At 67.8% G+C, this 14,511-nt stretch carries 11 protein-coding genes; 7 read left to right on the plus strand and 4 right to left on the minus strand.

The annotated features are described in order from the left end of the window. The first annotated feature begins 225 nt into the window (after window positions 1–225). The 5 genes from QQM72_RS12420 to QQM72_RS12440 all read left to right on the plus strand — a co-directional run bounded on the left by QQM72_RS12420 (window position 226) and on the right by QQM72_RS12440 (window position 7,513). Window positions 226–1,545 carry an ABC transporter substrate-binding protein gene (locus QQM72_RS12420; protein ID WP_314220900.1) on the plus strand — a complete coding sequence of 440 codons (1,320 nt, stop codon included), beginning with the start codon at window positions 226–228 and terminating at the stop codon, window positions 1,543–1,545. Window positions 1,546–1,555: 10 nt separating this feature from the next. Then, window positions 1,556–2,551, plus strand: coding sequence for a carbohydrate ABC transporter permease (locus QQM72_RS12425; RefSeq protein WP_314220901.1), 996 nt, complete (start codon window positions 1,556–1,558; stop codon window positions 2,549–2,551). A 7-nt stretch (window positions 2,552–2,558) separates the two neighbouring features. Beyond that, window positions 2,559–3,398 (plus strand): carbohydrate ABC transporter permease, encoded by an 840-nt coding sequence (locus tag QQM72_RS12430; protein WP_314221087.1) that lies wholly within the window; start codon window positions 2,559–2,561, stop codon window positions 3,396–3,398. A gap of 29 nt (window positions 3,399–3,427) precedes the next feature. Continuing rightward, complete coding sequence (locus QQM72_RS12435) at window positions 3,428–4,786, plus strand: GH1 family beta-glucosidase (protein WP_314220902.1); 1,359 nt, start codon at window positions 3,428–3,430, stop codon at window positions 4,784–4,786. 672 nt (window positions 4,787–5,458) lie between these two features. Beyond that, window positions 5,459–7,513, plus strand: coding sequence for a GmrSD restriction endonuclease domain-containing protein (locus QQM72_RS12440; protein ID WP_314220903.1), 2,055 nt, complete (start codon window positions 5,459–5,461; stop codon window positions 7,511–7,513). Between the two features lie 29 nt (window positions 7,514–7,542). On the opposite strand, the gene QQM72_RS12445 is transcribed toward QQM72_RS12440, so the two are convergent. The 4 genes from QQM72_RS12445 to QQM72_RS12460 all read right to left on the minus strand — a co-directional run bounded on the left by QQM72_RS12445 (window position 7,543) and on the right by QQM72_RS12460 (window position 13,341). Beyond that, window positions 7,543–8,664 (minus strand): hypothetical protein, encoded by a 1,122-nt coding sequence (locus QQM72_RS12445; RefSeq protein ID WP_314220904.1) that lies wholly within the window; start codon window positions 8,662–8,664, stop codon window positions 7,543–7,545. A gap of 289 nt (window positions 8,665–8,953) precedes the next feature. Continuing rightward, a complete protein-coding gene (locus QQM72_RS12450) occupies window positions 8,954–11,104 on the minus strand; it encodes a UvrD-helicase domain-containing protein (RefSeq protein WP_314220905.1) in 2,151 nt (716 codons plus the stop codon). A 59-nt stretch (window positions 11,105–11,163) separates the two neighbouring features. Beyond that, a complete protein-coding gene (locus tag QQM72_RS12455; RefSeq protein WP_314220906.1) occupies window positions 11,164–12,762 on the minus strand; it encodes a serine/threonine-protein kinase in 1,599 nt (532 codons plus the stop codon). 78 nt (window positions 12,763–12,840) lie between these two features. After that, complete coding sequence (locus QQM72_RS12460) at window positions 12,841–13,341, minus strand: ATP-binding protein (protein ID WP_314220907.1); 501 nt, start codon at window positions 13,339–13,341, stop codon at window positions 12,841–12,843. A gap of 127 nt (window positions 13,342–13,468) precedes the next feature. Between QQM72_RS12460 and QQM72_RS12465 the strand changes: the two genes are divergently transcribed. After that, a complete protein-coding gene (locus QQM72_RS12465) occupies window positions 13,469–14,308 on the plus strand; it encodes a helix-turn-helix domain-containing protein (protein WP_314220908.1) in 840 nt (279 codons plus the stop codon). Continuing rightward, window positions 14,305–14,511, plus strand: a complete 207-nt coding sequence (locus QQM72_RS12470) for a DUF397 domain-containing protein (RefSeq protein WP_314220909.1) — start codon at window positions 14,305–14,307, stop codon at window positions 14,509–14,511. The genes QQM72_RS12465 and QQM72_RS12470 overlap by 4 nt, the downstream gene beginning before the upstream one ends.

Genomic DNA, 14,511 nt, shown 5'->3' on the forward strand with positions numbered 1-14,511 from the left:
GCTCTCCTCGGTCCAGGCCGCTCCAAGTGAACGGCTGATTTAAGGAAGTGAACGGTCGCTGGGTTGAGAGCGCTCTCTCAGCGCTGAATGCTTCAACTACCCGAACGTGCGCGTCAAGTGGTGGGACCGGAGTTCCCCGGACTGTGCCGGAACACTTGACGCGGCCCTTTTCCGAGGTTTAACTCACGTCCTAAATTAAGTCCTGATGACACCGGGAGCCGACCCATGCGCACCATCCGAGCCGCGGCCACAGGCGCCGTCGTCATGTCACTCGCCCTCGCGGCCACGGCCTGTGGCGGCGGCACCTCGACGGACGGCGAAGGCTCCAACGACTCGCCGAAGACCCTCACGTACTGGGCCTCGAACCAGGGCGCGAGCATCGAGGTGGACAAGAAGGTCCTCCAGCCGGAACTCGACAAGTTCGAGAAGCAGACCGGGATCAAGGTGAAGCTGGAGGTCGTCCCCTGGTCGGACCTGCTCAACCGGATCCTCACGGCGACCACGTCCGGTCAGGGCCCCGACGTCCTCAACATCGGCAACACCTGGTCGGCCTCGCTCCAGGCGACGGGTGCGCTGCTGCCCTGGGACGAGGGGAACCTCGCGAAGATCGGCGGCAGAAACCGTTTCGTCGAATCTGCGCTCGGCTCGACCGGAGCACAGGGCAAGGACCCGGCCGCGGTGCCGCTGTACTCGATGGCCTACGCCCTGTACTACAACAAGCAGATCTTCGCCGACGCGGGCATAGCCCAACCACCCGCCACCTGGGCTGAGTTGGTGGCTGACGGCAAGAAGATCCAGGCGAAGGGCAAGCAGGTCCTGGGCGCCGAGGGCGCGAACGTCTCGGAAAACGTCCATCACGTCTTCGTCTTCGCCAAGCAGCACGGCGCCGACTTCTTCACCGCCGACGGAAAGCCCGACTTCACGTCCGACGGTGCGGTCTCGGCGGTCAAGCAGTACGTCGACCTGATGGCGAAGGACAAGGCGATCCCGCAGGGCAACGCCGAGTACGCGCAGAACCAGTCCGTGAGCGACTTCGCCAAGGGCAGGACGGCGATGCTCCTGTGGCAGAGCGCGTCCGCCAACCTCAAGTCCCAGGGCATGAGCGAGGACAAGTACGGCATCGCCCCGGTGCCCGTGCAGTCCGGCACCCCCGGCACCGGCGCGCAGGTCAACTCGATGGTCGCGGGCATCAACCTGGCGGTCTTCAAGAACACCGACAACCTCGACGGCGCCACCGAGTTCGTGAAGTTCATGACCGGCGACGAGGAGCAGAAGATCCTCAACAAGGCCTACAGCACCATCCCGCCCGTCGCCTCCGCGCAGTCGGACGCCGGGTTCGCCTCCCCGGCGAACGCGGTCCTGAAGGACACCCTCGCCAAGAGCGCCGCGGCGCTGCCGCAGGTCGCCGACGAGTCGCAGTTCGAGACGACGATCGGCACGGCCGTCAAGGAACTGTTCGCCGACGCGGCAGCCGGCCGTCCGGTGACCACCGAGTCGGTGAAGGCCAAGCTCGCCAAGGCCCAGCAGCAGATGCCGACGAAGTGAGCCGGACGAAGTGAGCCAGACGACCACCACAGCCGAGGTCGGAAAGCCTCGCGCAGACCCTGACACCGGCCGGGCCCCGCGCCCGCGTCCCGGCCGGATCCGCCGCATCGGACTGCCCTACCTGCTGCTCCTGCCCGCTCTCGTCCTCGAACTCCTCGTGCATCTCGTGCCCATGGTGATCGGCATCGTGATGAGCTTCAAGGAGCTCACCCAGTTCTACATCCGTGACTGGGGCACGGCGCCCTGGTCCGGCCTCGACAACTACCGGGTGTCGGTGGACTTCGACGCCCCCGTCGGCGAGGCGCTGCTGCACTCCTTCCTCGTCACCGTCGGCTTCACCCTGCTCTCGGTGGGTCTGTGCTGGCTCATCGGCACCGCTGCGGCGATCTTCATGCAGGACACCTTCCGCGGCCGCGGGCTGCTGAGAGCGGTGTTCCTGGTGCCGTACGCCCTGCCGGTCTACGCGGCCGTGATCACCTGGGTCTTCATGTTCCAGCACGACAACGGCCTGGTGAACCATGTCCTGCACGACCAGCTGCACCTCACCGACAAGCCTTCCTTCTGGCTGATCGGCGACAACAGTTTCTACGCGTTGCTCACCGTGTCGGTGTGGAAGGGATGGCCGTTCGCCTTCCTCATCGTGATGGCCGGCCTGCAGAACATCCCCGGCGAGCTGTACGAGGCGGCCGCGCTGGACGGCGCGGGCATGTGGCAGCAGATCCGCCGGATCACCCTTCCGTCCCTGGGGCCGGTCAACCAGGTCCTGGTGCTCGTCCTGTTCCTCTGGACGTTCAACGACTTCAACACGCCGTTCGTCCTGTTCGGCAGGGCCGCTCCGGAGGCCGCGGATCTCATCTCGGTCCACATCTACCAGGCCTCCTTCGTGACCTGGAACTTCGGCACGGGTTCGGCGATGTCCGTCCTGCTGCTGCTCTTCCTGCTGGCCGTGACGGGCGTCTACCTGGCCGCCACCTCGCGCGGACGGAGGGCCTCACATGCGCGGTGACTCCCCCATGTCACCACCGGGTTCGTTTCTCTGGTCGCGACGGATCTTCCTCACCCTGCTCACCGGCTTCGTGCTGCTGCCGGTGTACGTGATGGTCTCCAGCTCGCTGAAACCCCTTGCCGACGTCACGGGCGAGTTCCGCTGGCTGCCCAGCGGACTGACGATCCGCCCGTACATCGACATCTGGTCGACGGTCCCGCTGGCCAGGTACTTCGTGAACTCGCTGGTCGTGGCGGGCGCGGCCACGGTCTGCTCCGTGGTGATCGCCGTGTTCAGCGCCTACGCGGTAAGCCGTTACGAGTTCCGCGGCAAACGGGTCTTCACGGTCACCGTGCTGTCGACGCAGATGTTTCCCGGCATCCTCTTCCTGCTCCCGCTGTTCCTGCTCTACGTCAACATCGGCAACGCCACCGGGATCGCGCTGTTCGGCTCGCGCGGCGGCCTGATCCTGACGTATCTGACCTTCTCCCTCCCCTTCTCCATCTGGATGCTGATCGGATACTTCGACTCGGTGCCGCGCGACCTCGACGAGGCGGCGCTGGTGGACGGCTGCGGTCCGCTCGGCGCGCTCTTGCGGATCGTCGTGCCGGCCGCGATCCCGGGCATCGTGGCGGTCGCCGTCTACGCCTTCATGACCGCCTGGGGCGAGGTGCTGTTCGCCTCCGTCATGACCAACGACACCACCCGCACGCTCGCCGTCGGACTCCAGGGCTACTCCACCCTCAACGACGTGTACTGGAACCAGATCATGGCCGCCTCGCTGGTGGTCAGCGTGCCGGTGGTGGCCGGCTTCCTGCTGCTCCAGCGCTATCTCGTCGCCGGGCTGACGGCCGGAGCCGTGAAGTGAGCAACCACCCCGATTCCGAGAGGACTTCAGTGACCATCGACTTTGCCGCCCTGCCCCAGGACTTCCTGTGGGGAACCGCCACCTCGGCGTACCAGATCGAGGGAGCCGTGGCGGAGGACGGCCGTTCGCCGTCGATCTGGGACACCTTCTCGCACACTCCCGGAAAGATCGCGGGTGACGACCACGGCGACGTCGCCTGCGACCACTACCATCGCTGGCGCGACGACATCGGCCTGATGCGTCAACTCGGTTCCAACGCCTACCGGTTGTCGATCGCCTGGCCCCGGGTGATGCCAGGCGGCGACGGCCCGGTCAACCCCAAGGGCCTCGGCTTCTACGACGAGTTGATCGACGGCCTGCTGGAGGCGGGCATCACCCCGTCCGTCACCCTCTACCACTGGGACCTTCCGCAGGCGCTCCAGGACCGCGGCGGCTGGCCCGAGCGGGAGACCGCCGAGCACTTCGCCGCGTACGCGTCGGTGGTCGCGGAGCGCCTCGGCGACCGCGTCGCCCACTGGGCCACCCTGAACGAACCCCTCTGCTCGGCCTGGATCGGCCACCTCGAAGGCAAGATGGCCCCCGGCGTCACGGACCTGACAGCGGCGGTCCGCGCCTCCTACCACCTGCTCCTCGGCCACGGACTCGCCGTCCAGGCCATCCGGGCCGCGGTCCCGCACGCCGAGATCGGCATCGTCAACAACCTCTCCACCGTCCACCCCGCCACCGACCGCCCGGAGGACATCGCCGCCGCCCACCGCATGGACGGCCACACCAACCGCTGGTGGCTCGACCCGGTACACGGCCGCGGCTTCCCGGCCGACATGCGGCAGGTGTACGGAGTCGAACTCCCGCAGCAGCCGGGTGACTTGGCGACGATCGCCGCGCCGCTGGACTGGCTGGGCCTGAACTACTACTTCCCGGCCACGGTGAGCGACGACCCCGACGGGCCCGCCCCGCACGCCCGTTCCGTCCGCCGCGGCGGCGTCGCGCGCACCGGCATGGACTGGGAGGTCGACCCGAGCGGCATCGAGACACTGCTGCTCCGCCTGACGGACGAGTACGGAGCGCGACGGCTGTACGTCACGGAAAACGGTTCCTCGTACCCAGACATCGTCCGCCCGGACGGCACCGTCGACGACCCGGAGCGCCAGGCCTACCTGACGGGACACCTCGCCGCCTGCGCCTCCGCCGCCCGCAAGGGCGCCCCGCTGGCCGGCTACTTCGCCTGGTCCCTGCTGGACAACTTCGAGTGGGCGTACGGCTACGACAAGCGCTTCGGCCTCGTCCACGTCGACTACCCGACACAGAAACGAACCATCAAGGGCACGGGACGCCACTACGCCGAGATCATCCGTCGCCACCGGGAAGGGGTGGCGAAGGCCGCCTGAGGGCGCGGGGCACGGCGGGCGCGGGGTGGGGGAGCGCGCGCCCGCCAGGCCCCGGGCCTTTGATTGTCATGAGCGCGTCGGTACGACTTGTGTTTCCAGCAAAATGTAGGGCAGGAATTCCAGAAGGACAGCGAGAGCAAGAAATTCCTGGAGGCGGGGCTCAGGACGGTGGCAGTCAGCGCAGGTGCTGCAATCGCCCTAGGTGCGGTCTTTGTCGGCGCCAGGATAATGGGCGAAGGCAGGGACAGCTCCGAGGGATCGCTGAAAGACTAGCCTTGACCGCTCGTGACCGTCCGGCAGTGTTGCTGGCGTGCCCGTTCCGCGGTGATCTGCCCTGTGATTTGACGGCGCGGATGAATTTGGCCCGGCTGTCGCGTCGGCTGCGCGTGAGGTTCCACTTCCCAGACAGGGCCGACGTGCTTTCATTCCGTGAGATTGAGAAGCGCGGTGGCGTGGTCGGGCCAGGATTCGGTCAAGGGTGCTGATGTTCGGTGTGGTTGAGGTGAACCGGAGGCATCGGCACGGTTCGGGACTGCTGTCGGCGGCGAAGCGGGCGAAGCAGTCCCGATGTGGCTCCGCCTAGGACTGCGAGCGTGCACAGCGCGAGCAGGGAGCAGCTTCGACAGCGGCGGCCGCGGGCCCGGAACAGATCGGGCACCGCGTCCAGGACCTGTGCAACGTGTGCAGGCGGGAGACGGGGAGTGTCGCCCCCGAGAACGAATCAGCCTGCACAAAACCCTGACGCCGCAGGCGGCGGTGGATATTGTGTGTCTGGCACAGTATTCGCAGGTTGGGGGCGGCATGGGGCTGGCGAACGAGAAAATCATCTCCCAAGTGGAGGACCTGCTGAAGGGCAGGGTCGTCATCCCGTCCATCCAGCGGGACTTCGTCTGGATGAGGCCTGATGTACGCGATCTCTTCGACTCCCTCTATCGCGGGTACCCCGTCGGCGCCCTGCTGCTATGGAAGACCAACCTGACCGTCCCCTTCAAGACCGCTGCCGTGGTTCAGACCGCCACGTCGGCGCACCAACCCCTCTACCTGCTGGACGGCCAACAGCGGCTGACTTCCCTCGCCTGGGTCTACCGACCGGAATCCAAGGCGGACGGTCGTCTCATCGACCTGCGTTTCGACGTGCGCACCGAGGAGTTCGTCAACCCGAGCGCGATTCAGCGCAAGGACCCGCTGCTGTTCCCGGTATCGACCCTATTGCAGGAGAACACGCAGTTCTATCAAGTCCTGAACAAGGCGGGGGTCCCGTTCGACGCTCCGGAGTTCGACCTCTGGACGCAGCGGCTGCAGAAAGTGAACAGCATTAGGCATCACCAGATCGCTGTCATCACCTACGAGTCCGACGACTACGAGGAAGTGGCCGAACTCTTCGCCCGGCTCAACAAGGGCGGTCGACGGCTCTCCAAGGGCGACCTCGTGTACAGCGCCATCGCAGCCCGTTGGGCCGAAGGCCTGGAAACCATGGACACCTTCCACCAGGAACTCCAGGACAGCAATTTTGTTCTGAACCGGGAAGCTGTCCTGCGTCTGATGAGCCTCCTGGCGGGAACCGGCGCTCACCACATCAAGCTCATCGGTGCGGATGTGGACGAAGCCGCTCTGAAGGAGGCCTGGCAGGCCACCGAGCGTGCTCTGCGCTTCGCTGTCGACTTTCTGCGCGGAGAGTGCTCGATCCCCCGTTCGGAGATCCTCTCGTCGCCGAACGTCGCCATCGTGCCAGCCTTGCTGCTGCACCACCGGGACGGCAAGCTGCGTCCTGGTGAGGCGCAATTGCTGCGCAGGTGGGTGTACACAGCGATGGGCTTCAGCCACTACTCGCTACAGGTCGAGGGCAAGCTGGACGCGGAGGCCAGGTTGATCAGGTCGCGGGAGGGAGAGGACCTGTTCGTCGAACTCATCCGCCGCGCCTCAGGCACGCGGTCCGTGGACAGTCCCCTCCAAGCGAGGGATCTGGAGCAGAAGTACTCCACACATCCGTTCTTCAAGCTGCTCTACATCGCCGCGCTGCGGGGCAGAGCGCGGGACTGGGCGACCAACATCGCCATCAGTGACCAGCCGATGCACAGTGGTGCCAAGATCGAGTTCCACCATGTGTTCCCACGGGCGCGGGTCCAACCGGCGTACGCGAAGGAGGAGTGGAACAGTCTCGCCAATCTGGCCTTCGTCACTGGCCAGACGAACAAGATGATCTCCTCGAAGCTCCCCGCAGAGTACATGGCGGGGATCGCGCGGGAGCGCCTGGCAGAACAGTGGATTCCGGAGGATCCCGAGCTGCGGTCCCTGGAACGATTCCCTGACTTCCTGGCGGGGCGCAGGCGCTTGCTGGCCGACGTCCTCAACGAGCTGTTGGGCCTCCCGTCGTACGGTGGGAGGGACGCCCACCCGGTCAGCGACGAACTGCCTGCCGACGAGGAGGTGATCGCAGAGGATCCGGCCGCGCCCACACTTGTCGGAGCGAGAGTGCAGGAACTCCGCACGGAGCAGGGGATTGAGATCCACGCGACCTATGAGGGCCGGCGTGTCGACGCCTACTACGACCCTTCCTCCCGCATCGTGACGATCCCCTCCGGCCCCGGACGAGGTGAGTACGAGAGTCCCAGCGGGGCGGCAGTCGCCCTCGTGCAGGCCCTCAATCCGCACGTCAATCCGAACCGCAATGGATGGTCGTTCTGGGCCGTCACCGCCACGGGGCATCTCTTGCAGAGCATTCGATAGCGATCGGCCCATGTTCGCCCGGTTCCCGGCTACTTGCCTCCACGCATGTGTGGTCTCACGTAAGTGCGTCCCTCGGGAAGCTTGTGGGATCCGGTGAGACCGGCGCTCCGGTGAGCCTCCGTGTACGCGGCTTGGGCGGCGTCGCTGGCCTCCTTGCCCAAGTGGTCGATCCTCATCAGGTGTCCGGCCACTCCGTGCTGAGAAGAGGCGCTCGGCAGATGCACGATTCGCGGCTGCTTCTTCTTGTGCTCGGGAAGGACGAACGGCGTGTAGCAGACCAGGCGGATTCGCCTCTCGCCGGGACACGCAGGAAAGTTGAGGATGCCGTCGGCGGCGCAGCTTCCCGTTTCCCATGTGAGGCGCTTACGGCTGATGAGTCCGTCCACCGAGGCTCGGAGGGTTTCGCTTGAGTAGCGTTCGGATGCGCTGCGGCTTCGAACGTTGCGGATCAGGTTTTCCATGGGCAGCAGGGCGTGACCCTCCTCGTCGAGGTAGCCGAGTTTGCGAATCGTCTCCTGTACCAGCAGGTCGAGTGAGGAGGCGGCATGGCCTCCACCGGGCGTCAGGATCGTCGGGAGTTCCCGGGCGATGATCCGGGCGTCGTACTCGTAGAGGAGCCGCTTCATCGCGATGAAGACAGGTCGTTCCAGAGGGGTGAGGAACAGACGGAGCCGGCTCCGGTCCAGCTCGGCGGTGACCCGTGTGCCCGGCACGACCTGCGTATGAGGCCAGTGGATGCCCTGAAGGCGCCCTTTTGTGATCCTCTTGCCGAGAGAAACCGCCAGCACTTTGGGAAAGCCGTGACCGTCGTGAAGATGCACCACTTTCGCCGTCCGAATGCGGCGTACGGCCTGCGCGGGCAACGGGCAGTGGCCGTGGTCCAGATGGCGCTGGCGAATCACGAACGTCCACCGCAGTGCTGACTCCGTCGCCACCACGTCGTAGGGCTGCCCGGGGTCCGGCTGCTGGATCAACACGACCTGTGCGGGCTCCGGATATTCCGCGCTTTCCGCGCTGCCGAGCGTCGGCGCAGCGGCGCGGGTCGTCGCGCGGGGTTCATGGGGAGCGGCAGCGTTGGTGAGTTTGTGCAGGTGGCAGTCCGTGCAGTGTGCGAGCTTCCTGCCCGAACTCGTGGTCTTGATGGCAACCACGATGTCTGTGGTCGTCCGCTGGCACTGACTACAGGAAAAGGAAGTGGGCGCGGAGAGCCTCTGTAAAGTCCAACGGACGTGGGTACGCGTACTTTCGAGGATCTCCGTACCTTGGAACTGCGAGTCTTGAGCGCTCATGGTTGGCCCCCTCCGCTACATGAGGTACTCCGTGCCTCCACCTGATCTGCCCGCGTTGCTTACTTTTCCATGTGTTCGCACCCGCATGCGAGACACAGTAGAGAGTCTGCCAGTGTCACGAAGGCAGAACCGGATCAGCGAGTCTGCCGCTTCACACACCTGCCTCCACCAGGAACGGACTGGGCTCTCCGGACCAGGACACGTACAGGCTGTCCCTGGCCCTCGTGCAGGCGACGAAGAGCAGGCAGCGTTCGGCCATCATGTCGCTCTCGTGCTGCATGGTGTCCACGTCGGGCGGGGTGACCGCCTTCGGGAACGGCAGGGCGTCCTCGTTGACGCCGATGACCGCGACACAGCGGAACTCCAGACCCTTGAACGAGTGCATGGTTCCCACCCGCACGGTCTCGGTCTCCGCCGCGCCGGACTCGGCGGCACGCAGTGTCGCGGCGGGGATGCCGGACTCCTTCAGACGTGCCACCGCCCTCGCACACGTCTTGTTGAACCGGGCGCTCACCCCGATCTCCCCGGCACCCACGCCTGTGTCCATCCACGCCCTCACCTGGGCGACGAGCGCGTCCAGTTCGGCGTCCTCGGTCGCCGCCGTGTGCACGGCGGGCCCGTCGCCGTGCAGGGCGGAGCGGTAGCCGAGCAGCGTGTCGGTGCGGTTCGCGTCCTCCAACTCGGCGATCGGGCGGCCGACGAGCAGGGCGGTGGACCAGCGCAGGATCTCCTGTGTGCTGCGGTAGTTCTTGCGCAGCTTCACCGACCGCCCGGTCACCTTGATGCCGAGCGACTTCAGCGAGACCTTCGCGTCGTAGATGCGCTGATGCGGGTCGCCCGCGATGAACAGGTCGTCCGGGCGGGCGGGAGCGGCCGCACGCAGGAGACGCCACTGCGCCGGGTGCAGATCCTGCGCCTCGTCCACCACCACGTGCCGGTACTGCGGGCCCCTCTCCTCCAGCAGCCGGGCCGCCTCCGCGCACGTCTGGAGCCAGGTACGGGCCCCGTCCGCGGCCAGAGCGGCCGTGAACCGCTCGACCGTCTCCCACACGAGGGGCCGCTCGGCCGCCACCAGCCGGCTTCCGCGGCCGCGCCGGTCCGCCGCCTCGTACTCGGCCAGGGTCCTGATGTCCTGGGCCAGGATCACGTGCCGGTACTCCTGGGCGAGGAACTGAGCACTGCCGGGGAAACCGGTCGCCTTCGCGGCCTTGCCCCAGCGGCTCTCCTCCTCGTTGTTCATCAGCGGCCGCAGGGCCACCGCTCCCGGTGCCTCGGCGACGACACGGGCGGCGAAGCCGTCGACCGTCGAGATGTCCACCCGCGCGCGCAGCTCCGGGTCCTCCACCAGGGACTCCAGCCCGGAGCGGAGAGCGTTGACGAGCGCGTTGGTGTATGTCGTCAGCAGGACGCGGTCCCCGTCGCGCAGGTGTCCGAGCAGGTGTCTGACCCGGTGCAGGGCCACCACGGTCTTCCCGGTGCCCGGCCCGCCGGTGACCTGGGCGGGCCCCGAGTACGACGCCCGGTAGGCGACCTTGCGCTGCGAGGGGTGCAGGAACACCCGCCAGGCCGCGAAGGGCTTCTCGAGGATGTCCCGCAGCTCCTCGGAGGCCGTGACCAGCGCGATACGCGCCCGGCTGTGCCGGATCGCCGTCTCGTAGTCCTGGGTGTCCACCGGCTGCGACGACGCCTGGAGGGCCGGCGCGACGATGTCCTGCCAGACCTCCTCCACCGTGCAGCCCTCCGCGAGGTACTGGAGCACCTCCCGCTGGTCCTGCGGCAGCAGCGGCGCGAAGATCTCCAGCTGCTCCTTGTCGACGAGCGAGCGGGCCTGCCGCAGCGTCTCGGCGTCGATGCCGAGGGCGGCCAGGTCGCCGTCGGAGAACTTCGCGAACAGCCGCGCCTTCGGAGAGGTCCGCGCCACCCGCTCGTACGCCGGCGTGAGCTCGTCCAGGGTCGCCGCGTCCCGGATCTCGACGGCCCGTGTCACCTCGTTGATGCTGGACTTCTGTTTCTTCGCCCAGGCGATGGCCTTGTCGTGCTGCATGACCCGGAGCAGGACGAAGGTGTCCCCGGAGGGCGGGGCGAGGACGACACCGCGCCAGAACTGGTCGATGCGGATCGTCCGGATCTGTTTGTCCTGCGCGTGCGTCAGGCTCTCCAGTTTCAGCCCCGGATCCTTGAAGAGCTGGTCGAGGGTGAGCCGGCTGAACTTCTCCCAGGCGTCCAGCACGCCCTTCCTGACCGGGGGCTGGAGCTTGGGGAGTTCGGCGAAGAACGCGATGTCGAAGGCGAGCTGCGGCATGGGGCGATCCTAAGGGCCTGGCGGGCTGCGGCGGGTTGTGGTGAGGAAGAACGACCAGGTCAGGTGGGTGAACCGGCCGGGCCGCCGTCGAGATCCAGACGGATCACCGCCAGGGTCTCGGCCACCTCGGCGGTGAGTTCGTCGTCCGGCCCGAGCACCATGCACAGGTCGGAGTGCAGCGGGTCCAGGACGTGGAACGCGTCCGCCGTCCGGCCCTGCGCGAGCAGCAGCATGCCGATGTCCCGGCGCAGCTCCACGGCGTCCTCGCTCATGTCGCCGCCGATGGCCCGCACCAGCTCCAGGACGTCCTGAAGACCGGCCAACGCCTCGGTGACCTGACCGAGTTCGCCCCGGCAGCGGGCCGCCTGCGCCCGGCTGTCGAGAGCGGATTCACTGGCCGGGCCGCTGATCCTGCCGTAGGCCTCGGCGAGCGCCTCGAACTCGGGCAGCGCCGCCCGGTAGTCGCCCGCCAGTTGCCGGCTGAAGGCCCGCCGCCTGCGCAGCCCGAGCACCACCTTGTTCTCGGAGCCCAGGGAGCGCGCCGCCGACTCGATCAGCTCACCGACCACCTCCGCGGCCTGCGAGTACCGCTCCTCCTCCATGAGAGCGGCGTAGTGGGCGTGCACCTCCCGCACCTGGTCGCGCAGCGCTTCGGGAAGCGGTGCGGGCACGACGGCACCCGGTGCCTGTGCCGAGCCGCTGCGGGCGGTCGCTCCCGCGCCGGCCCGCGCGCGGGGCGCGTACGGGCGGCGGAAGATCCCGGTCGGGTCCGGAGCGCCGACGGGCCCAGCCTCCTCCGCCGTGGACGGCTCACCAGGCGCGGGCAGGAAGGGCCGCAGCCGCTCGTACACCTCCTGCACGTCCCCGGGACGCGCCTCGGGCGCCTTGCGCAGCAGGTGCAGGACCAGTTCCTCCAGCGCGGACGGCACGTCGGCGCGCAGCTGCCGCAGGGGCGTGGGCGCCGCCTGCACGTGCTGCGTCATCAACTGCCACTCACTGTCCCCGCTGAACAGCGTCCGCCCGCACAGCAGCTCGTGCAGGACACACCCGAGGGCGTACAGGTCGGTGTGCGGCGTGACCCGCGCGCCGCGCACCTGCTCCGGCGCCATGTACTGGTAGGTGCCGATGGGACTGCCGGTCGCGGTCAGCTTGGTGACGTCCGAGCGCAGGATGGCGGCGATGCCGAAGTCCAGGACCTTCACCGTCCCGTCCCGCGCGACGAGGATGTTTCCCGGCTTCAGGTCCCGGTGCACCACCGGCACGTCGTGCGCGTACGACAGCACGGTCGCCACCTGCGCCGCCACGGCCACCGCCCAGCTCACCGGCAGGAGGCGCTGCGGATGGATGTAGGCGGGCAGCGGCACCCCGTCCACCAGCTCCATGACCAGGTACAGCTGCTCGTACGTCTCGTCGAGCACCGCGTCGTACACCTGCGGAACGCCCGGGTGCTGGATCCGCGCGGTGATCCGCGCCTCCCGCCGGAACCGCTTCTCGAACTCCTCCGCCAGGTGCGGTGACGTCACCGACTGGGGCCGGATGCGTTTCACGGCGACGGGCCGGTCCAGCACGGCGTCATAGCCGCGCCACACGTCCCCCATGCCGCCGTGGCCGAACTGTTCGAGCAGCTCGTACCGCCCCGCGATCGGTTCTTCCGGCACCCGTCCCCGCCCCCCGTGAGCGTCCGCTGTGGTCAGGGGGTCAGTTTCGCGCCTGCGGGATTCCCGAGTCCAGCCGGGCTACCGGTTCCCGCCAGGTACGACGCACTCCGCCCACACCGTCTTACCGGGCCCGTCCACGCGGGGCGTGCAGCCCCAGCGGTCGGCGAGCGCATCGACGAGGAGCAGGCCGCGCCCGCCGGTGCGCGGGCCGTCGTCCGTCCGGTCCCCGGGGGCGGAGGCGGAGGCGCGGACGGCCGCGGCTGCGGGAACCGGGGTGGGCAGGCGTTCGCCTCGGGTGTCGGTCACTTCGACGCGTACGGTCGTGGTGGCGAAGGGGCCCGGCGCGCCGCTGAGCCGTACATGGAAGTCGCGGCCCGCGACATGTCCGTGCCGTACGGCGTTCGCGCACAACTCGGCGGCGACGAGCGTCAGTACGCCGTGCGCATCGCTGCCGAACGGGATGCCCCACGCGTCGAGCCGCTCGCCGCACATGCGCCGGGCTAGCCGCGCGCCGCGGGGCGTGGAGCTGAACCGCATCGCGAAGTGGCATACCGGTGCGAGGGATTCTGTGCTGTTCATGCACTCACGGTGGCGGGTTGTGGCGTAGCGTGACGAGGGGTGACGCGCCGACGCGGGCTTTCGTACGCGGCGGTACGCGCCGTGTACGTGGCGATACGCGGGGAGCGGAAGAAGCGAGGCGGTGTCCGTGCGGGACGACGAGGCGGAGCAGCGGCGACCGGAGGACGAGCCGGGGGCCGGGGTGGTGGGCGCGTTCGGACGGCAGTTGAAGCTGCTGCGGATGCGCGCGGGCCTGGACCGGGTCGAGTTCGGCAAGCGGGTCGGCTACTCGGCCGAGTCGGTGGCGTCCTTCGAGCAGGGCCGCCGGACGCCGCAGGCCAAACTCATCGACCGTGCGGACGAAGTGCTGGACGCCGGGGGCGTGTTGAAGGCACTGAAGGAGGAGGTGGGGCGGGCTCAGTATCCGGCGTTCTTCCGGGACGCGGCGGGGCTGGAGGCAAAGGCTGCGGCCCTGAACCTGTATGCGGTCTATGCCGTGCCAGGGTTGCTTCAGTCGGAGGAGTACGCCCGAGCCGTATTCCGGATGCAGCGGCCACTGCTCGAAGACGCGGTGATCGAGCAGCGCTTGGAAGCGAGGCTGGCCCGTCAGGAAATCTTCAGCCGGCGTCCGGCACCGTTGATGAGCTTCGTGATCGAAGAGGCGGTACTACGGAGGCCGATCGGCGGTCGCAAGATCATGCAGGGGGCGCTAGAACAAATCCTTCTCACGGGCCAGTCCCGGAACGTAGAGGTGCAGGTAATGCCCTTCGGACGGGAGGACCATGCTGCACTGGGAGGCCCGTTCACTCTGATCGACACCGACAAGGGGGAGCGCATCGCGTACGCGGAGATTCAGGACGACAGCCGCCTCTACACCGATCCTGCGTACGTACGGACGCTCGAAGCCCGCTATGGCATCCTCCGATCACAGGCCCTGACGCCGAGCGAGTCGTCGGCGTTCATCGAGCAACTGATGGGAGAGGCATGAGCGTGCAGCGCATCAAGGCGGCTGTACCCGAAGCCGCTTGGTTCAAGAGCAGCTACAGCACAGGGAACGGCGGCGAGTGCCTGGAGGTCGCCGCAGCCTCACATGCCGTGCTGGTGCGGGATTCGAAGCAGGTCGACGGATCGGTGCTCGCTGTCGGCGTCGACGCCTGGGCCGGGTTCGTGCGGCTGGCCGTCGGCCGCTGA

The sequence above is a fragment of the Streptomyces zaehneri genome (assembly GCF_032248645.1).
Classification (GTDB): Bacteria; Actinomycetota; Actinomycetes; order Streptomycetales; family Streptomycetaceae; genus Streptomyces; species Streptomyces coriariae.